Genomic DNA, 18,943 nt, shown 5'->3' on the forward strand with positions numbered 1-18,943 from the left:
GATGAAACGCCAACTCTACCTCTGGCACCGCTGGCTGGGGATTGCCTTATGCATCCCCATGGTGCTGTGGTTGATATCGGGTATCGTCATGTTGTTTATCGGCTATCCCCGCCTGCTTTTTTCCGAACAATTGGCAGGCTTGCCGGTGCTGGATGCCAAGCATTGCTGCATAGAACCCACACAGGCCATGATGGCTGCCAATCCATCCCTAAGCCCTACCAACCTCCGCCTCACCTCGATTGCAGGCAAGCCGCGCTACCTGTTGACTTACCCAGGCCAGGCAGAAATCGCCGTAGATGCCCGCTCTGGTGCTGTGATCAACCAGGCCAGCGAACAGCAAGCGCTCGCCTCAGCCAGCACATTTGGCCAAGGTGCAGCGGCAGAATATATCGGCCTAGTTCATCAAGACGCCTGGAGCATGGCGCGTGCACTGGATGCAGAACGTCCTTTTCATGTCGTATACATCCATGACGACGCCCAGCGCAGGCTCTACCTCTCCCACACCAACGGACGCGTATTACTGGATGTCACCAAACAGGAACGCATCTGGAACTGGCTGGGTGCCTGGCTACATTGGTTCTACATCATCCGCGATGTGCCGTGGTGGGCGGAAATCATTATCTATCTATCCTTGGCTGGCTCTGTGGTTGCAATCCTCGGGCAAGTGGTCGGCATCATGCGCTGGCGCTTTGCACAACCTTATCGCAGCGGCTCGCATTCTCCATATAGTCACGGCTTCATGCGTTGGCACCACATTGCAGGGCTGATATTTGGCGCGTTGCTGATTGCCTGGATATTCAGCGGCATGATGTCGATGCGCCCATGGAAACTGACAGATAGCCGCTCTACGCTGGTGCAGGCTGATTACCAGGCTGGCGCTTTGTTTAATATGTCATCCCCATGGCCTATGCAACGCATCGTGGAGCACCTGCTGAATGCTGGCCTGCCAGTCAAGGAAATCGAATGGCACATGATCAACGGCCAAGCCTACCTCACTGCCTATGCGAGCACGACGCAAAGCCTAACCCTCACCATGGCCCAACCTGGCCATGCCATGCAACGGCTGCCTACTGCTACTTTGGCCCAAGCAGCGCAGGCCATGCTGCCAGATAAACCCATTCACTTGGAATCAGTAAAGGCATACGATTTTTATTACTTCGAAAGAGCCGAAAACAGCATGTATAGCAACCACGCCAGGCGCCTGCCAATGTTGCGTGTACGCTTTGATGATGCCGCACATACGTGGCTGCATGTCGACCCATACTCTGGTGCCATCATTGAACAGTTGGACGAACGTCGCCGCCTGGGCCGCTGGCTGTTCAACCTGCTACATAGCTGGGATTGGATCCCCCTGCTTGAACGCCCATGGCTACGTGAGCCATTCATGATCATCTTCAGCCTCGGGGCTATCGTCATCAGTGCCAGTGGCATCGTCATCGGCTGGCAACGGTTGAGAGTGAAGTCCTCACATACCAAGCGCCTTTACAGCAAGCCATGATGTACCGTCCAAACTGACTCACGCAATGGCTTGAGACGGTTGTCAGTCAACTCCTACATCAACATCAGGATGCCCTGATAAGCCACCACAATCATCATGACTACAATCACTCCATTCATTGATTCACTTATGGGGAGTAGTACCGTGATGTTTAACCCGAATATCGAGCAATCCATTTACGACACACAACAAAGCATAGAGACCCTGCAAACCCTCAAGGATAGTATTTCTGCCTATCAAGATGTGCTCACCGTGGAGGATGTCGTCACCCTCATAGACCAACACATCCGCGATGCCCATCATCAACGGCAATCCTACCTACTGGCAAAAAAACTCGATGCTCATCTTCCTGATACGGCAAAAGCGGCGCTACTCAACACTTGATACGCCGAACATAAAATGAAAAAGCCAGCAAATGCTGGCTTTTATTGATGTAAAACAACTCAATTTACTTGATAGGTAAAGGTACCAGCTCCCCTGCCTTCATGTCAGGAATCAATAGAAAGCGTCCATCAGCAGATACTGCGATATCTGCAGCAGATTGATGCCCAGTACTGATCAATTGTGGAGTTACGCGCGGCTCTATCAACTGCCAGACCTTGCCGCCAGCCCAATCACTCACATACAGCAAGCCATCTGTATCGCGCACCAATCCATCAGCACCGCCAAACCCCTGGTTAAGCAGCGTAATGCTTGCTTTCTTCCCAGCAACATTCACCTGGAATAATTTACCAGTACCGAAATCTGCCACGAGTAGCTTTCCTGGGCCATCCATCAACAAGCCATTAGGACGCTTGATACCGGATTTGTCATTGATCAGCTGGCTCACCTTGCCCTCAGGGGATATCTGGTAAATCGCACCGTGCTTGCCATTGTCATCGCCACTATCCGAGACATAGACATTACCCAGGCCGTCGATCTCGATGTCGTTGAGGAACACTGGTTTTTCCTGGAAGTCTCCCGGCTTGGCAATCACGGTCTTGCTGCCGTCCAGCCCGACCCTCACCACCTGGTCCACGTCCGCGACATAAAGCTGGTTGTTGAAGAGGTCGAGACCCTTGGGATCGTTCAAGCCCTCCGCCAGGGTCTGGCGGCTGCCGTCCTTGTTGATCACGGTAACCTTGCCGTCGCCGTTCTTGCCGAATTCACCGATCTCGCTGACGAAGATGCGGCCGTCCGGATGTGCAATGGCGGACTCCGGCATTTTCAGGCCGGTGACTTTTGCCTGGTGGCCGCTCTTGCCGCGGGCAGGCGCCGCCGCGGTAGATTCGCCGTAGCTGACACGGTAGATAACGCCGCTATAGTCGTCGGAAACCAGCAAGGAGCCGTCGTTGAGCTGCAGCACGTCGACAGGGCGGCCCCAGGCCTCGCCGTCATTGAGCCAGCCGTCGATGAAGACTTCGTTCGATTTCACCTTGTGGTTTTCGTCGAACACCACGCGCATCAACTGGTAGCCGACAGGCTTGCTGCGGTTCCAGGAACCGTGCTGGGCGACGATGGCGTTGCCCTGGTATGCACTCGGGAACTGCTTGCCGGTGTAAAACTTGAAGCCCAGGTTCGCGCTATGCGCCTGAAAGCCGAGCACGGGCGGCGTCACGGCTTGTGGTGGCTTCTTGTTCTGCCAATCCTTGGGGCGCGCATCTTGGCCGCCGACGTAAGGGAAGCCGAAATGCAGTCCGGCCTGCGGTGCGGCATTGAACTCGTCAGGCGGGATATCGTCGCCCATCATGTCCATGCCGTTGTCGGTGAAGTGCAATACATTGGTGCCCGGCTGGAAATCCAGGCCGACGGAGTTGCGCACGCCCTTGGCGAACACCTCGGTATTCTTGCCGTCTGGGTCCATGCGGATGATGGAGGCCTCGATGCCTTGCGGGTCGCACACGTTGCATGGCGCGCCAATCGTCACATAGAGCTTCTTGTCCGGGCCAAACGCAATGTAGCGCCAGCCGTGGTGTGCCTTGTCTGGCAATTGGTCGTAGATCACTTCGCGCATCTGCTTGAACGGAAGATTGAGGTCAAAATCAGGCGCGGCATAACGGGTGATACGGTGCTGCTCGGCGACGTACAGATGCCCATCCCACATGGCGACGCCGTTGCCAACCTTCAAGTCATCAAGAATCGTGACCACCTCATCAGCCTTGTGATCTTTATTTTTATCGACCACTGCATAGACTTTGTTACCCCGGGTGCCAACGTATACCGTGCCCGAAGTCCCCAACGCCATTTGCCGCGCGCCAGGCACCTCCGCATAGACCTCTACCTTGAACCCTTCAGGCACCTTGAGCCGGGCTAGGTTGGCCTCCACAGCAGCCATATCCGCATGAGCAGATGTCATCCAACCCATCGCAATCATCAGGCCGAGCACTTTGCTTGTTTTTTTCATTGCATGAGGCTCCTTATTTAATAATTTCAACAGTATGCCAAAACCATCATTTCCAATATATAGAAATACCTCAATTACACAATTCCATATTCAGGAACAATAAAAGCCTAGCAAGATTAGGAAAACTCCTACAACAGGATAAGAAAATTCAGGCTTATGCCTGTCATCAATCCTTCATACGATGCACCTAGAATCATTATCGTTATATGAAGGACGCTATTATGTGCAGAGGCATCAAACTTACCGACCACTCGGGCATTGAAAAACGCATTGAATTCCCCCACCCCAAGGCTGCATTGCCCATCCAGAGTGTGGAAGGCCAGATCAAGTGGCTACGCTGGGGCAATAACCTTGAGGAAAAGGAAGGCGGCTTTTTCATCGGAGGCTGGGCACGCCAGATATCCCTTGAGCAAGGCAAATGGGACAAACTTAAGCCTGAGCCTGTTGACCTGGTTGCCGATGAGTTTCTCAGCCGTGATCCAGAACGCAACCCACACTGGATTGATATCCCTCCTGGTCACGCCATCAAAGGCATTATCGCAACCCACCATGACGAACGCAGGGTATACGTCATTACGACCGAACCACCTGAAGAATATGCCTGGATGAATGATCGCTGGCCTCTGATTGCCCCTATTGAGGGTCACTCAGCCAGCAGCAACTAGAAAAAACCAATAAAAAAGCCTGCAAATTGCAGGCTTTTTTATTACGTTCATTACATTAACGCTTTCCTGGCAGGTTGCAATACTGGGCAATATCTTCCGCCAGCTCACTAAACCTAGCGTCTTCTCCCTCACGCACTTCCACGACAAAAGGCTTGGCGGGAGCATAATCGCCACCCTCGGGCTTCACACTATATTCGCCACACACCACACTATCATCGCCGTGCTTAACCTCCTGCAGGTTCTCGAACTTTGCCGTCTCAGGATACTCAATATTCTTCAAGGCAGTCGCCTTCGCAGTATCCACGGCCTTGCCATCCAGCATCCGAACCTGAGTGAAAATAACCCAGACCAGCACCAGCGCCAGTACTGCAGCAAACAACTTTGAATTAGATAATCTCATTTATGCTCCTTTATCAGGCAACTCAGGGAGGACAACATTACATTTTGATGGTGGTTTTGTTGAAGGCAGAAAGCTTCTGGTGACAGATCCCTTTGTCTACCAACACAGGCCGTTGATAGCGATCAAACTTATTAGGCTTGGCACGCAAATTTTGGGCATGTCCCGCATATATGTCGCCCTGCCGGTTAGACACGACTTGATCGCTGACACTGACCATCGCACCTTTATTCATTTGCACGGGCAGAGCATGGCGCAATTCACCACCGCAGGTTTCGGTAGCAGACGCAGTATTGCCAACCCCTGCCAACACTGAGACAAGGGATGATAGAGCGAGCACTCGAATGATAGTCTTCATTTTATTCTCCTTAACAGTCATGCTATGGATGCTGTTTGGTCATGGATCTGTGCAAATTATTTTGGTACGCATGCAACTTAATCTGCACTGTGTTGCCACAATGTATGAAGCATCATAGCCAAGCGTAGCTCTGCTCCCCATAGGACGGTTGTGGTACTTTTTGTCAGAGAAGACTGACATCCAGCTATGCAGCTGCCCTCATCTCCAATAAAAAAGCCCCACAATGTGGGGCTTTATTTTGCTCATCGCCAGCTGCTTAGAAAATCAGCCAGATCAAGACCAGAACCGTAATGGGTACACCCAGTAACCATGCAATGATGTAAGGCATATTTCTCTCCTGTTAACTAAATTAATATGTATTCTTGGTAGAAGCGTGGACTAAACCACGTGCTGTGCAAGACCCTGCTACAACTGCAGCAGCGAGGCTCAACAGAAAACCGAGCGTGGCCCATAGGGCAAAATGTGCAGTCACCTCCGCAAGCTTGTCAGCAGCTTCCTTCGCTTTTTCCTTGCCCGCAACGTAAGCCTCCTCCAGCTTTTTCACCTCTTCATCGGCCTGCTCTCTGGAAACACCAGCAGCCTCTGCCAAGGTTGTGACGACTCGGTCACGGTCTATAGCCTTGCTTGACTCATCGGTATTGGCCAAATAGCGGGTCAGGACATGCCAGTAAGCGCCTCCACGGTGCTTGCCATGATGCTCATCTGCAACTTGTTGATCCACGCTAGCCTTGGCATTACGAAAAAATTCTTCAACTTCATGCTTGAGTTCACCACCAACACCGGGGCCAACATTACCAGCCAGCAAGGCACCACCAGCGACAGCTCCACTGCCAGCAAGCCCGACAGCACCTGCGGTAGTCTTAAAAACACCTCCTGCCAGATTGGTAAAAACACAAGCACCCGCGATGGTTGCCAGCGCCCAGATCACAACCCCGAGCAAGGCACCACGGCAACGCGTGATTTCATCAGAAGACAATACGGCGACAATCGTCCCCGCAGTCAATGAGAATATCCAGGACACAATCCACCATAAAGATGCCCCTATACCGAAAGCCTTGGCGGATGGCGTATCACCGACCGAGGCTGGCTCCACAAAACTAAAACCTATGCCTGTACCCAACAGACTCAAGACCAGCTGCACGGCGACCGCGACGGCAAGCCCGGCTAGGATCGCACGCCATGAAATGGGCAAGACAAACCACTCATCCCTCCTTGATGCTTCGCTATGTAACGTCGCCATATCTGTCTCCTAGAAAATTTTCATTAGATGATTGTTGTGTTTTTAGCCTAGAGCGGCTGAGATGGAGATTAGAAAAAACAAGGCGTGACCGTCATCGGCCAAGTGCTTTAATGATTGTCAGCGCGCTCCTACGCGCTCAATGAACCAAGGTTTTGTTCATTTTTTCCTACACGGATGCACTATATCGTCCTATATTGCCGTGGAGGAGGTATGGGTTAACATACTGATTCCATTCATTGCGACGGGGTTGTCTGCTTTGCGTCAACTTGATATGCCATGAAAAAAATTGCATTGATCAGCCGGGATAGCCTGGTCAATTACGCCCTTAATCATTTGATTTCCCAACACAAGGAATTGCAGATCAAGCATGTGTTGGCGGGAATAGATGAGTCAAAAATCAAGAAACTCAAGGCCAAGGGACAAATTGACCTTGTGATCGTCTGTATTTCTTCGGGTAAGGGAGACAGCCTGGAGTTATTGTCTCAACTGAGGGGTATTGCGCCCCGTGTACCGGTGCTGCTTGTCAGCAACAATGAAGATCAACATTTCCTACTCAACTTTATGCGTTGTGGCTGCAAAGGTTATCTCGACAAATATGCGAGTGAGGCTGATCTGGTCAATGCCATTGAAACCGTGTGCGCTGGGCATCTCTATCTACCCGAGCCACTACAGCGCTCCTTGAAGGCAGAACATACTCCACTGCCGCATGAGCAGCTTTCAAAACGTGAATTCCAGGTGTTCCTGAAATTTATTCAACGCAAGACGATTGCCACGGTAGCACGCGAGCTCAATGTCACCGCAGGCGCGGTGAGTGTGTTTCGCAGCAGGGTACTTAAGAAGCTCAATATCAAGAGCAATGCAGATTTCATCTTCTATGCTCTGCAATATCACTTGCTGACGTTACCGGATATAGAACTGCACCCTGTAGCGAGCTAACACCGTCAGTCGCAACAACAGCCAGGCTAGAGGCACCTGGCTGAATCTCGCTATTTCTCCATCCACAAGAACTGATCGTTATCCGTTTTCATGAAAAAACGACCATTTTTGTCTATCTTCAGCGCACGAATGCGATAGTCGTTTAATACCGGCTCGGCATACACCAATCGCTCACCTTCCTTACGCATATATAACAAGTTATTAGCCGCCATGCCTGCTACAAAGAAACCGCCCTCCCAGTACTCATTCTTGCCAGTCTTCGGGTATTTAGCGATGGCACCCACACCAATGGAAGGATTGAACACAAAGGCTGGCTTTTCAAACTTTTCGTGCGAGTTATATTTGTTGCCATAATAGTTGCCCATGCCTTCGCGCTCATACAAGGTGCCATAGCTCACGAGTGGCCAGCCGTAATTCTTGCCCTGCTTGATGAGATTGATTTCGTCACCGCCTTTGGGCCCATGCTCGGTTTCCCACAGCTCATGGTGATCACGGTCAAAATATAAACCACCAGAAGGTGACCGCAATCCAGAGGCATAAATCTCTGCGCTTGCATCCCTCAGGTTGATCTTGATCATCTTGCCTAGTGCAGTTGCCGGATCTTGCACGCCATCGGGTTTGGAAAAGTCCCCAACACTCAAGAACATGGTGTCATCATCCATCCCTAGCACCATCTTTCCGCCAACCTGGTGCCCCAGAAAAGGCTCTTTGATTGCGGGATAAGTGACAAAGATATCCTTGCGGAATGTCAGCTCGGCATTGTCCTGATCCAACTCAAAAGCCGATACTGCAAGCCTTGCCCCGTTCGCCTCATGATCCCAGGTGGTATAAGCAACGTACAAGGTATTGCCCAACAGTAAGGAATCCTTCACCCCGGCGAGTTCCTTGCAATAGACCAATCCATCGTAGTCATCACCTTTGCTTTCCTCGCGCTCATCCAGCCCTGGCTTGGTCAAGGGATTGGCATGCTTGGTGATCTCGATCTCGCTGGACTCATTGATTTTGGTGAAATAAACCTCGCCACACTTGGTGATAAAAAGAAATTGCTTATTCCCCAGCATTTCAAAAGGCCCAGTGGGATATTGATCGCTGAATGGCAACTCACGGACTTCGATATCTTCTGTACCGAATATTGAGGAGAGTTTGACTTGGCGCGCTTCAGGCACCATCTCATCGACATCCACATTGGCAAAATAACCTTGGCCAAACGGCCACCACTGCATGTGATATTGGTTTGCGCCAGTAAAAAACAAAATAACACCGGCAATAAGGATGATTAAGGAAAGAAAAAACCTTTTATATTTTTTTAGAATATTCATACGCTGCCTTATTAATGTTGATTTGTATGGGAAATATCTGCAGCAGAACTCCCATTCCAAATGACAAGCACATGCAGCAAAAGTTGCTTAACCATCAGCGCATGCTGTCACACTCCATGTCATCGGCCACATGCCAGCGGTTACGGCCAGCCAGTTTGGCTTGATACATCGCCTTATCGGCATGCCGCAACAACACATCATCGGTGACCTGTGCGCCTGCACTCAGGGCAATCCCGATACTGGCCGAAATATGCAAGCCACCCTCGAGCGGACGAGCTAATTCCTGCACCAGCTTCTCGGCAATGCGGATGGCATCATCTTCTCCGTGAATGTCCTCGAGAATCACGACAAACTCATCCCCGCCCAGTCGTGCTGTCACATCACTCACTCGCGTTACTTTACGTAGCCTGGCAGCGACCACTTGCAGAACAATATCTCCCGCCGCGTGACCATATGCATCATTAATTTCCTTGAAGCCATCAAGGTCAACCAGCAACACGGCCACTACTCCCTTGTCCCGCCAGGCACGGGCAAGCGCACGCTTGAGACTGTCATTCATCAGCGTTCGGTTAGCAAGGCCAGTCAGGGCATCATGCAGTGCCATATAACGTAGCTCACGCTCCTTATGGCGCAACTGGGTATTGACTGCCTCAATCTCCTTGGTACGTAGCGTCACCCGCTCTTCCAGCTCATGCTCTGTCTTGATCAGGGCATCCACCAGCTCCTGCTTGGCATTCAAGGTGTCGCGTTGCGCCTGCTCTTTTTCCTTGCGCATGATGGTGATGCGGTCTGCCAGCGCAAAAGACAACATCAACATTTCAATCGCAGAACCGATCTGCATCGCATAGATGGTAAAAGCATTGGTGGGTACCCAGCCAATGTTACGCAACCCAAGAATCACCACCCCTGCCAGTACGGCTCCCCATGCCAGCAGAAAATAAAACGCCCCAGGGTTGTGACGCATATATGACATGATGGCCACGACAGTGACAAACAATGCAAATATCACCCCAGACAAAGAAACCGCCAACGCAGACCATTGATACGGCACAGCGAACGGAGACAATATAATCAAGGCAAACAAGATAGCAAATGCCAGCATGACCGCATCTAGCCGCGGGAATGTATTGCGTGTATTGAGGAAAATACGGCTGAAAAATACGCCGAAAAACCCCGTGGCTGCCATGCCACAGGGCAATGCTACGTTACCCCATGCAGGCCAGTCAGGCCAAAGAAATTGATTGCCCAAACCATTCAGTGACGCCTGCGCCACCACCATGCTGCCGACAAAAGCCACGTAAAACAGGAAAACAGTTTCGCGTGTGGAGAGGTAAATCAAGAAATTGTAGAAAAACAGCGCCAACAACGCGCCGTAATATAGGCTCAGCAATGAATACGCATATTGGTCATGCGCATGCATCGCCTTCACCTGCCAAATATTGATGGGGACAGTCAATGTTCCCTTTGACTCTACCCTGATATAAATGACATGATCACCCGTGGGAAGATTGAGCGGGAACACCATATGGCGATGCGGATAAGGACGTTGACTGAATGGATAGAGATCACCTGAGACCTGGCGCTGATAGGCTCCATTGTCATCAGGCACAAAAACCTCAACATGATCAAGCGAGGCGAAGGCCACCTCGAGCAATCGTTCCCTTGTAGTGCCGGAACTCACAGATATTGGCAAGGCAAACCAATAGGCAGAGTGCGAATAGCCCAGATTCACATTGCCATGCACATTTAATGCAGGTTTCCAGGCCCCACCCTCACGCAAGGACGGTAAATCCTGCAACCTGAGCTGATGATCAGGATCCTCAAGATACTGCAGGAATGAGCCAACATGCACGACACCCTGACTATTATCCAGATGTAATGCGGAAGGCTGCGCCCACGCACAAGCATGGAAAACCCACAGCAGCATCAATGTGACCAGCCTATGCAACACCCCTCCCATTCCCCGCATCATCGTGTCATGACGCTAATATCTCCTGCTGATGACAGGCGAAAAACGCCATAATGTCTTTTTCTGGCAGGGGCCGACTGAAATAATATCCTTGGGCGCTATCGCATCCTTGAGCGCGTAGATATTCTAATTGTGCTTCCGTCTCCACTCCCTCGGCCACCAAGCCCAAGCCCAGTATCCGGGCCAATGCAATGGTCGCAGCACAAATAGCCGCATCATTGGGGTCGGTTTCTATATCCTTGACGAAGGAGCGATCTATTTTCAGGCGTGTCAACGGCAACAATTTGAGATAGCTTAAGGAAGAATAGCCTGTCCCAAAGTCATCAATCGCTAACGCAACGCCTTTATTCCTTAATTTTTTCATGCGAGGGATGGTTTGCTCGGGATCATCCATCGCCGCACTTTCAGTAATTTCCAGCTCCAGCATGCCTGGCTTGATATTGTATGTAGCAATCAACTCATCAATCAGGCTGAACAAGTGTCTTGATTTTAATTGACGCGCAGAGATATTGACAGAAATACACACCTGATCCAAGCCCTGTTGACTCCACTGGCTAATCTGCCGGCATGCCTCCTTGAGCACCCATTCTCCCAGTGGGATAATGAGATTGGTATCTTCCGCAACCCGGATAAACTTATCCGGGTATACCATCCCCCATTCAGGATGATTCCAACGCACCAATGCCTCCATGCCTATCATGCGTCCGCTGGCAATCTCTATCTGGGGCTGGTAATGCAGCTCAAACTCTTCGCGCAATAATGCCTGTCGGAGATGATTTTCCATATGCAGGCGCTCATTGATTTCTTCCCGCATTTTCTCGGTAAAGAATTTGAAGTTATTTTTTCCTGACGACTTTGCTTCATACATCGCCGTATCAACATTCTTGAGCAGGCTATGCGCATCACTACCATCGTGTGGATAAATACCAATGCCAATGCTGGATGAAGAATGCAGCTCATAGCCTTCAATCAGATATGGTTGCGCCAGGCGTTGCAATACTTGCTCCGCCATTTTCCCTACCCGTTGCGATACCAACTCCCCATCAAGTACGAGTACAAACTCATCGCCCCCCAGCCGTGCAACCATTCCCTCTTGCGCCACACAGCGGACCAGACGCCGCGCCACCTCCACCAGCAATTGATCTCCCACATGGTGTCCCAAGGTATCATTAATGATCTTGAAATTATCCAAATCCAGAATCATCACCCCAATCACTTGGGCTTTTGCCAACCGCTCATCCAGCCAGTTATACAGGCTCATCCGGTTTGGCAATCCAGTCAGGGTATCGGTGTGAGCAAGGTCATGAATTCTCGCTTCATTGGCTTTGCGCTCGCTGATGTCGCTAAAGGTATTGATATAGCAATCAGCATGGCCATCCATACCAACAACAGTCGTAATGGTCAGCGCTACCGGGAAGGTGTGCCCTAGCTTATGCCGCATTACGGTTTCACCTTGCCAAATTCCTGTCTCAGTGACTGAGAAATAGGCTTGCTGCCGACTTTCCGACATATCCTGCTCAGCGGCAAGAAAACTCACTGGCATCCCCAACAATTCATCTGCCGAATATCCTGTCAGTGCTGTCACTGCGGGATTGATACCAATGACCTCATCGCTGGGACTGGCAATCAGCATCCCCTCGCTAGATGAGGTAAACACACTCGTTGCAAGACGGGTTCGGGCATCGCGCTGGCGCAATTGCTGGATAGTACGCAGCCAGACATAGGCCAGCGTTGCCAGGGCCAAGGCCAACAATCCTCCAACCCAGACAATCCAGTCATCTGGCTTGGCAAGGTAACCCCACCCATTAGTGGGCATACTGGCCAGTTGCCAAAAGGATTGCCCATCCAGACTAATGTCCAGCAAAACCGGGTTACGGCTAAACAAAGCACTGTCGCCACTAATCATCTCTGCATGGCCGCGTGCATCAAGACGACGCAAGGCATAGCTGAGAACGGGGCCATGCACCTCAAGGCCTGCTGCTTGCAACAGGCTGTTGATATCCAGCGCTATCGTCGCAGTACCCCAGTAGGACTCATTACCAGCCTGGTCAAACACGAATAACGGCAAGCGATGCACCATGCCGCGCCCACCTTGTACCAGATCAATTGGGCCGATTAACTCCGGATGCCTGGATTCCTCCAAAGACACTTCATTACCATGAGAGGTTGCCTGATAACGTAATCCAAGCAACTTCTCATTACCAGCCAATGGATAAACGTAACGCACCACATTGCCTGGTGCCATGGTGATGGTTTTGAGGTGACGCCCATAATGCACTAGGCTGGCTACAACACGATTAAAACTATCCGCATTGAAATTGGGGTTAGCCGCCACATAAGTAGATATGCCCAAGCCGAGATGAATAGAGCTATTCAACTCTCCCTCAATGCGTGCGCGCACTCCCGCTGCCAGCGTTGACACATAATGGCGCTCATCCTTGATCTTGGCTTGATGATCCACATGGTGGATATAGAATGCAACGCCTAGCAGACAAACACCGATCAGGGCCGCCACCATCAGGGGAGAGAAAAATCTCCACCCACCTGGCGCAATGTTAAATTGGCTGCCCTGGTCAGAAAACATGTTTTTTTAGAGTCTTTGGCCCAGAAAATATAGCGCTTATTGTAACTTGGCTTGTTGCATCATTTCATCAACAAGGAGGAAAGGAACTTTGTCCCTTGATCAATTAACGGCACTCTCTTGAAAAGATTGAGTATTTGGCATCCCTGCTTGGCGCATTTCATGCTTGAAACTTCATGATACTGCACCCCAGCAAGGAGAACCCAATCATGCCTCTCATCCTTCTGATTGCCTTAATGGCATTATTACCACTGGTCATGACCAGTGCATTGACACATATTTTGCTGGTCAGCATTTATGCCGGCCTAGCACACCTACTGACCTTTATAGTGATCACCATCCTGCTACGATACATCATGCGCTGGCAACAGGTGGCAAATTGGCGTGCAAGGCGCGCTACGCTTATGACATCTGCTACTGCCAGACATAACCAAGATTGAAGATCAAAGCGCTATCCGTACTCTTACGCCCTTCTGCAGGCTGGCCTGCCCAATCGAGGTTGTATTGGATAGATGCGTTGAAATTATTGATGATGGGGAAACGCAAGCCTGTCTTGGTAAATGCCAACGCATTGCTTGCACTGTCGAGGCCCAGCAACACTTCGTGCTCATGGAAAAACTGGGTGCTACCACCAAAAATGCGGTGGTCATACTTTAAGGCCCAACGTGCACCTGGGTAACTTTCATTTTCCGCGTCGTAATAGTTGACCGTCACGTAGTTCAGACCACCTTCGACAAAGAGATTGCGGTCTGGTCGCTCGTATATCTGGTAACCGCTACCAATACCTGTCATTGTCCGTAGCTTGATATCACGGAAGCGATCATTTTCCAGCGTGTTATTGGCATAGACATACCACTTATTGCTGATGAAGCGGTCCAGCTTGATGGAAGATCGGTTATTAAACTGGGTATTCTCACCATTGTTGGTTGCGCGATTGACTACGGCAGCCACTGTCAAACGATGATTAAGCGTACGTGCAATGGATTCTCCATCAAGACGGAGCGTGGTGGTATCGGTGTTACCCTGCGTCACCGAGCCGCCCAGATTGATACGGCCACTCCAATTCACGCCGACACCAGATAATTCAGGCGTGGGATTGATATAAAGTAAGTCGGCCAGGGGAATCTCTTTTTCTTCATATTGCTTTTTGCCGTCCTCATCATCGTCATCCAGTTGTGCCAGCTTGATGGTCGCCTTGCCAGAATCATAGCTTTCCAGCGTCGTCTTCAAGTTACTGCGATCCGTCAACGTCACAGCAAGCGGCTCGTCTGTCTTGATTGTCTCAATCTCAGACCAAGTGACCTGGATATCACCGGCATAAGAGGTCTTGAACACAACCTTCTCATTGAACTTGCGGACCACTTTACCAGTGATCACATCACCATTCTTAAGACGAATTTCATCAGCTACAGCTGATAATGGCAACGCACCCACACTTGCCACCACAAGGTAGGCAACACTCAACCGATTCAACACAACACGATACAAAATTAATCCTTTCTGACGCTATCCTCTGAGATATTGAGGAATCAGGCCCGTTATCCATACATGATGATCTGCATTTCACTTGCAGGCACAAGGAGCGTGTCCGCGGTGTGGCACATCAATCTTGACGATCACGATTCACAGGGGCACCTTGGCAAGCCTCCCCGATAGACTCACCCATTGCTGACATAAGCAGGTGGGCAGATGAAATATTGCTTGAGTGACAACGCTTGATATTGTTAATCACTATTATTTTATTCTGGCATGCCCAATGAGATCAAACCCAGGGGCTAGAGTTCCACATTGCTCAACCACGACTCCCTACGACCCTCACGTTGATTATGCGAGAATAGCCGGAAAACAATATTTCATCCTGAGGAAGAATACGCATGAACAAGCTCACCATCATCCTGCTTGCATCGCTAACGCTATACGGCACCAGCGCCATGGCGGTATGCAAGGATTATGGCAACTTCAAGCCCGAGCAGGGTAGCGAGGTGATTGGCGGCGTGGTGTTTGCCGATTACAAAGCAGACAAGATCGATGCCTATTTTTACGGCGATATGTGCTGGACCACCTCTGAAATTGCCGAAGAAGGCAATCGCCGCATTTTCTACAAGCTGATTGCCAGCCGCGATGCTAATGGTCGCATTGCAAGCTACGTGCCGCTTGCGGAATCAGCGCCCTCGATGTTCACCTGCCCACAAGGCAGCGTACAAACGTCGTCAGACGGCTATTTCGACAAGATCGATGGCCCCAAGCCCGGCTTTCACACCTTTGTGTGCAAAACAACGTCCATCGCGCCATAAGCCTGACATCTGCAGGCGGCATCATGGCGGTTAAGACACAAACTCAGGCATGAAGCCCCGCATAAAGTTATAATAATCGACTTTTTTACAACACCAATACCGTGCCATGCTTGGTTACCCTCCGGGCGGCGGTGAGAAAAAGAATGAGCCCATACCAGAAAATTGCGACTGACGATGTTCGCATCAAGGAAATCAAGGAGCTGAGATTACCGTCCGAGCTACTTGAAGAGCTGCCAGCCAGCCAAGCTGCCACAGACAATATCGTGGCAACCCGCAGCGCCATTCATAAAATCCTGCATAGCGCCGATGACCGCCTGCTTGTCATCATCGGCCCCTGCTCTATCCACGACTATGACGCAGGCCTGGAATATGCCCGCCGCTTAGTCGCCCTGCGCGCGCGCTTCGAGCATGAGTTGTTGCTTGTCATGCGCGTCTACTTCGAGAAGCCGCGCACCACTGTCGGCTGGAAAGGCTTGATCAATGACCCTTTCCTCGATGGCAGCTACCGCATCAACGAAGGCCTGGAACTGGCGCGTAAATTCCTGCTGGACGTCAATGACCTCGGCATGCCTGCCGGCACCGAATTTCTCGACGTCATTACCCCACAATACACTGCCGACCTAGTCAGCTGGGGGGCGATCGGTGCTCGCACGACAGAGTCGCAGATACACCGCGAACTGGCTTCAGGCCTCTCTTGCCCGGTAGGCTTCAAGAATGGCACAGATGGCAACATCCGCATTGCCGTGGATGCCATCAAAGCCGCAGCGAGCCCGCACCACTTCCTGTCCGTGACCAAGGAAGGTCGCTCTGCCATCATCTCGACCAGCGGTAATGAAGATTGCCACGTGATCCTGCGCGGTGGCAAAACCCCGAACTACGATGCTGCCAGTGTGGAAGATGCCGCGCGCGAGCTCGCCCATTCCGGCTTAGCCGCTAAAGTCATGATCGACTGCTCGCATGCCAACAGCCTCAAGCAATTCAAGCGCCAGATCGATGTGGTAGCCGATGTCGCCAGCCAGATATCCAGCGGCGATGACCGCATTGTTGGCATGATGATTGAATCGCACATCAACGAAGGCCGACAGGACTTAATCCCCGGCTGCCAGCTCGAGTATGGCAAATCGATCACCGATGCATGCCTGGGTTGGGACGACTCCATCACCCTGCTCGATACTCTTGCTGAAAGCGTGCGCCAACGCCGCAAGCGCCAGGCAGAAACCGAGTAAGTCGCGCGCTAGGTATCGCATGCAGCCGACGGCTTCATGGCGGCTGATGCAAGCAGAAGACTTGCCAGCCGTCATACAAATAGCAGCCCAGGTGCACCCGGATTATCCTGAGGATGAAGCCATCTTTATTGAGCGCCAGCAACTATATCCCCAAGGATGCTGGGTACGACAACATGGTAGCCAGCTCTGCGGTTACCTGATTAGTCACCCCTGGGAGTTGGGCGCACCCCCATCGCTCAACAGCATGCTGCAAGCACTCCCCAACTTGGCTAGCAGCTACTACCTGCATGATATTGCACTGATCCCTACCGGACGCGGCACAAATGCCACAAGTGAAATTCTCGCGCATCTTTATGCGCATGCGCTTGGTGCAGGCTTGGGCAACCTCTCGCTGATCGCCGTCAATCAATCCTTACATTTCTGGCAAAAACAGCAATTTCAACCAGCCAACCATCTCGTGCCTGCCGCCAAGCTGCTTAGCTATGATGTAGACGCATGCTACATGATGCGGCCATTAGCCTCGCCTCGTATTCAGCAAAGTATCACCGCATAAAAAAGCCCGGTATCACCGAGCGAAAGAGTAACCAGCACCGTAGCGCTTAATGCATAGGGGTAGATGCTGCCTGCTCTAGCCTGGATTCACGCATCAAGATCAAGGCCAAACCAGCACCAATCGCCGCAGCAACCGCGCCAAGCAAGAAGGCCAGTTGGTAGCCTGCCAGCAAAGCGACAGGCAAGGCATTGCCCTGCGCCAACGATTGCTGGCTCATCAGCGCAGCCAAACTTGCCAACACAGCCAAGCCCACTGCACCGCCCATCATGAAAGCTGTATTCACCATCCCCGACGCCAGGCCAGAATCCTCAGGAGCCACATCATTCATTGCCGCCAATAGCAAAGGGTTAAAAGCGATACCCCCGCCAAGCCCCAATAACACCATGGCAGGAAAAATATCGCGCCAGAATTGGCCATCTAGTGGCGCACAAGCAAACCACCCCAAGCCCCCCGCAGCCAATAGCAAACCCAGGGTTAACGATGCACGGATACCAATCCGCATGACCAGCCATGCCGACAACCCGAGTGAAAACAAAGCCATCACCACATTGGCTGGCAAAAAAGCCAACCCAACCTGTAACGCGTCATAACCCAGCACAAATTGCATATACAACGCAGACATGAAAAACCAGGCAAACAAGGCGGCTGCCCATAGTACAGCCACCACATTGGCCACCGTCACATTACGCTGCCGGAACAAACTCAACGGCATCAATGGCGCAGCCACGTGCAACTGTAACCCGATAAACCACGCAAACAACAATGCCGCCAGGGCAAACAAACTCAAGGTCTGTGCAGACAGCCATCCAGCCTCATTGCCATTCACTATCGCATACACAACCAACATCATTGATGCCGTAATGCTGATTGCTCCACCAATATCCAACTTTTGAGGGCGTGATTCAGCCATATGCGCAGGCAATAACTTCCAGCACAGCATATAGACCACGATACCGATAGGCAGGTTAACCAGAAAAATCCAGTGCCAACTCCAAGTACTAGTCAGTACGCCCCCCAGCAACACGCCCAGGCTACCCCCACCAGCGCAGACGAACCCATACACTCCCATCGCCTTGGCCCGCTCGCGTTGCTCGGTAAACAAATTCATGATCAACGATAATGCCACCGCAGATACCACCGCCCCGCCCAGACCTTGCACAGCGCGTGCCCAGACAAGCTGCTGTTGCGTCACTGCCATACCACAAACCAGAGATGCCACCGTAAACGAGGCAATGCCGATCAAGAACAAACGCCGCTGCCCGAAAAAATCCCCCAAGCGTCCACCCAGTAGCAAAAAACCGCCGAAAGTAAGCATATAGGCGTTCACCACCCAAACCAGTGAAGTTTCGCTAAAGCCCAAATCAGCGCGGATCGATGGCAATGCCACATTCACAATCGTGGTATCAAGCACAATCATCAACACACCAAAACATAAGATCACCAGCGCCAGCCAGCGGTTATGAATAGATGGATGATGACCTGCCTGCATAACGCAACCTCACAAAATAAAAGGCAATCCGCCCT

At 51.4% G+C, this 18,943-nt stretch carries 17 protein-coding genes; 8 read left to right on the plus strand and 9 right to left on the minus strand.

The window, feature by feature from the left end; genetic code table 11:
* Position 1: 1 nt before the first annotated feature.
* Both ACIKP9_RS07180 and ACIKP9_RS07185 read left to right on the plus strand, forming a co-directional pair.
* Entirely contained in the window at positions 2 to 1,498 is a 1,497-nt protein-coding gene (locus ACIKP9_RS07180) for a hypothetical protein (protein ID WP_400881015.1), read from the plus strand.
* 96 nt (positions 1,499 to 1,594) lie between these two features.
* A complete protein-coding gene (locus ACIKP9_RS07185) occupies positions 1,595 to 1,882 on the plus strand; it encodes a hypothetical protein (RefSeq protein ID WP_230347994.1) in 288 nt (95 codons plus the stop codon).
* 64 nt (positions 1,883 to 1,946) lie between these two features.
* Here ACIKP9_RS07185 and ACIKP9_RS07190 read toward each other — a convergent pair whose 3' ends face one another.
* Positions 1,947 to 3,881: an SMP-30/gluconolactonase/LRE family protein gene (locus tag ACIKP9_RS07190; RefSeq protein WP_400881017.1), complete on the minus strand. Its 1,935-nt coding sequence runs from the start codon at positions 3,879 to 3,881 to the stop codon at positions 1,947 to 1,949.
* A 221-nt stretch (positions 3,882 to 4,102) separates the two neighbouring features.
* Between ACIKP9_RS07190 and ACIKP9_RS07195 the strand changes: the two genes are divergently transcribed.
* Entirely contained in the window at positions 4,103 to 4,546 is a 444-nt protein-coding gene (locus ACIKP9_RS07195) for a hypothetical protein (protein ID WP_400881019.1), read from the plus strand.
* Positions 4,547 to 4,601: 55 nt separating this feature from the next.
* On the opposite strand, the gene ACIKP9_RS07200 is transcribed toward ACIKP9_RS07195, so the two are convergent.
* From ACIKP9_RS07200 to ACIKP9_RS07210, 3 genes are all read right to left on the minus strand, one after another.
* Entirely contained in the window at positions 4,602 to 4,946 is a 345-nt protein-coding gene (locus ACIKP9_RS07200) for a hypothetical protein (RefSeq protein WP_400881021.1), read from the minus strand.
* A gap of 37 nt (positions 4,947 to 4,983) precedes the next feature.
* Complete coding sequence (locus ACIKP9_RS07205) at positions 4,984 to 5,301, minus strand: hypothetical protein (protein ID WP_400881023.1); 318 nt, start codon at positions 5,299 to 5,301, stop codon at positions 4,984 to 4,986.
* A gap of 349 nt (positions 5,302 to 5,650) precedes the next feature.
* On the minus strand, positions 5,651 to 6,541 hold the full coding sequence (locus ACIKP9_RS07210) for a hypothetical protein (protein WP_400881025.1): 891 nt from the start codon (positions 6,539 to 6,541) through the stop codon (positions 5,651 to 5,653).
* A gap of 276 nt (positions 6,542 to 6,817) precedes the next feature.
* Between ACIKP9_RS07210 and ACIKP9_RS07215 the strand changes: the two genes are divergently transcribed.
* On the plus strand, positions 6,818 to 7,477 hold the full coding sequence (locus tag ACIKP9_RS07215; protein WP_400881027.1) for a LuxR C-terminal-related transcriptional regulator: 660 nt from the start codon (positions 6,818 to 6,820) through the stop codon (positions 7,475 to 7,477).
* Between the two features lie 50 nt (positions 7,478 to 7,527).
* Here the strand turns inward: ACIKP9_RS07215 and ACIKP9_RS07220 are convergent, their stop codons facing one another.
* The 3 genes from ACIKP9_RS07220 to ACIKP9_RS07230 all read right to left on the minus strand — a co-directional run bounded on the left by ACIKP9_RS07220 (position 7,528) and on the right by ACIKP9_RS07230 (position 13,349).
* Positions 7,528 to 8,700 (minus strand): PQQ-dependent sugar dehydrogenase, encoded by a 1,173-nt coding sequence (locus ACIKP9_RS07220; RefSeq protein WP_400881030.1) that lies wholly within the window; start codon positions 8,698 to 8,700, stop codon positions 7,528 to 7,530.
* 190 nt (positions 8,701 to 8,890) lie between these two features.
* Positions 8,891 to 10,747 carry a 7TM diverse intracellular signaling domain-containing protein gene (locus ACIKP9_RS07225; RefSeq protein ID WP_400881033.1) on the minus strand — a complete coding sequence of 619 codons (1,857 nt, stop codon included), beginning with the start codon at positions 10,745 to 10,747 and terminating at the stop codon, positions 8,891 to 8,893.
* A gap of 25 nt (positions 10,748 to 10,772) precedes the next feature.
* Positions 10,773 to 13,349, minus strand: a complete 2,577-nt coding sequence (locus tag ACIKP9_RS07230) for a bifunctional diguanylate cyclase/phosphodiesterase (RefSeq protein WP_400881035.1) — start codon at positions 13,347 to 13,349, stop codon at positions 10,773 to 10,775.
* A gap of 206 nt (positions 13,350 to 13,555) precedes the next feature.
* On the opposite strand from ACIKP9_RS07230, the gene ACIKP9_RS07235 reads away from it, so the two are divergent.
* Entirely contained in the window at positions 13,556 to 13,786 is a 231-nt protein-coding gene (locus ACIKP9_RS07235; protein WP_400881037.1) for a hypothetical protein, read from the plus strand.
* Here ACIKP9_RS07235 and ACIKP9_RS07240 read toward each other — a convergent pair.
* A complete protein-coding gene (locus tag ACIKP9_RS07240) occupies positions 13,761 to 14,834 on the minus strand; it encodes a DUF481 domain-containing protein (protein ID WP_400881039.1) in 1,074 nt (357 codons plus the stop codon). The two genes, ACIKP9_RS07235 and ACIKP9_RS07240, sit on opposite strands and share 26 nt — an antisense overlap.
* A gap of 386 nt (positions 14,835 to 15,220) precedes the next feature.
* On the opposite strand from ACIKP9_RS07240, the gene ACIKP9_RS07245 reads away from it, so the two are divergent.
* The 3 genes from ACIKP9_RS07245 to ACIKP9_RS07255 all read left to right on the plus strand — a co-directional run bounded on the left by ACIKP9_RS07245 (position 15,221) and on the right by ACIKP9_RS07255 (position 17,419).
* Complete coding sequence (locus ACIKP9_RS07245; RefSeq protein WP_400881041.1) at positions 15,221 to 15,640, plus strand: hypothetical protein; 420 nt, start codon at positions 15,221 to 15,223, stop codon at positions 15,638 to 15,640.
* A 143-nt stretch (positions 15,641 to 15,783) separates the two neighbouring features.
* A complete protein-coding gene (gene aroG, locus ACIKP9_RS07250; protein ID WP_230348008.1) occupies positions 15,784 to 16,866 on the plus strand; it encodes a 3-deoxy-7-phosphoheptulonate synthase AroG in 1,083 nt (360 codons plus the stop codon).
* A gap of 46 nt (positions 16,867 to 16,912) precedes the next feature.
* Positions 16,913 to 17,419, plus strand: a complete 507-nt coding sequence (locus ACIKP9_RS07255; RefSeq protein WP_400881043.1) for a GNAT family N-acetyltransferase — start codon at positions 16,913 to 16,915, stop codon at positions 17,417 to 17,419.
* Between the two features lie 46 nt (positions 17,420 to 17,465).
* Here ACIKP9_RS07255 and ACIKP9_RS07260 read toward each other — a convergent pair whose 3' ends face one another.
* Positions 17,466 to 18,908: a DHA2 family efflux MFS transporter permease subunit gene (locus ACIKP9_RS07260; RefSeq protein ID WP_400881045.1), complete on the minus strand. Its 1,443-nt coding sequence runs from the start codon at positions 18,906 to 18,908 to the stop codon at positions 17,466 to 17,468.
* Positions 18,909 to 18,943: the final 35 nt, after the last annotated feature.

The organism is Methylobacillus methanolivorans (assembly GCF_044751345.1).
Taxonomy (GTDB): Bacteria; Pseudomonadota; Gammaproteobacteria; order Burkholderiales; family Methylophilaceae; genus Methylobacillus; species Methylobacillus methanolivorans.

Excerpts from the sequence above, each read along its gene's own strand:
- ACIKP9_RS07220 (WP_400881030.1), bottom strand. The coding sequence starts at position 8,700 with ATGCAGTGGTGGCCGTTTGGCCAAGGTTATTTTGCCAATGTGGATGTC.
- ACIKP9_RS07235 (WP_400881037.1), top strand. The coding sequence starts at position 13,556 with ATGCCTCTCATCCTTCTGATTGCCTTAATGGCATTATTACCACTGGTC.
- ACIKP9_RS07190 (WP_400881017.1), bottom strand. The coding sequence starts at position 3,881 with ATGAAAAAAACAAGCAAAGTGCTCGGCCTGATGATTGCGATGGGTTGG.
- ACIKP9_RS07195 (WP_400881019.1), top strand. The coding sequence starts at position 4,103 with ATGTGCAGAGGCATCAAACTTACCGACCACTCGGGCATTGAAAAACGC.
- ACIKP9_RS07215 (WP_400881027.1), top strand. The coding sequence starts at position 6,818 with ATGAAAAAAATTGCATTGATCAGCCGGGATAGCCTGGTCAATTACGCC.
- ACIKP9_RS07180 (WP_400881015.1), top strand. The coding sequence starts at position 2 with ATGAAACGCCAACTCTACCTCTGGCACCGCTGGCTGGGGATTGCCTTA.
- ACIKP9_RS07200 (WP_400881021.1), bottom strand. The coding sequence starts at position 4,946 with ATGAGATTATCTAATTCAAAGTTGTTTGCTGCAGTACTGGCGCTGGTG.
- ACIKP9_RS07185 (WP_230347994.1), top strand. The coding sequence starts at position 1,595 with ATGACTACAATCACTCCATTCATTGATTCACTTATGGGGAGTAGTACC.
- ACIKP9_RS07230 (WP_400881035.1), bottom strand. The coding sequence starts at position 13,349 with ATGTTTTCTGACCAGGGCAGCCAATTTAACATTGCGCCAGGTGGGTGG.
- ACIKP9_RS07245 (WP_400881041.1), top strand. The coding sequence starts at position 15,221 with ATGAACAAGCTCACCATCATCCTGCTTGCATCGCTAACGCTATACGGC.
- ACIKP9_RS07210 (WP_400881025.1), bottom strand. The coding sequence starts at position 6,541 with ATGGCGACGTTACATAGCGAAGCATCAAGGAGGGATGAGTGGTTTGTC.
- ACIKP9_RS07205 (WP_400881023.1), bottom strand. The coding sequence starts at position 5,301 with ATGAAGACTATCATTCGAGTGCTCGCTCTATCATCCCTTGTCTCAGTG.
- ACIKP9_RS07255 (WP_400881043.1), top strand. The coding sequence starts at position 16,913 with ATGCAAGCAGAAGACTTGCCAGCCGTCATACAAATAGCAGCCCAGGTG.
- ACIKP9_RS07260 (WP_400881045.1), bottom strand. The coding sequence starts at position 18,908 with ATGCAGGCAGGTCATCATCCATCTATTCATAACCGCTGGCTGGCGCTG.
- aroG (WP_230348008.1), top strand. The coding sequence starts at position 15,784 with ATGAGCCCATACCAGAAAATTGCGACTGACGATGTTCGCATCAAGGAA.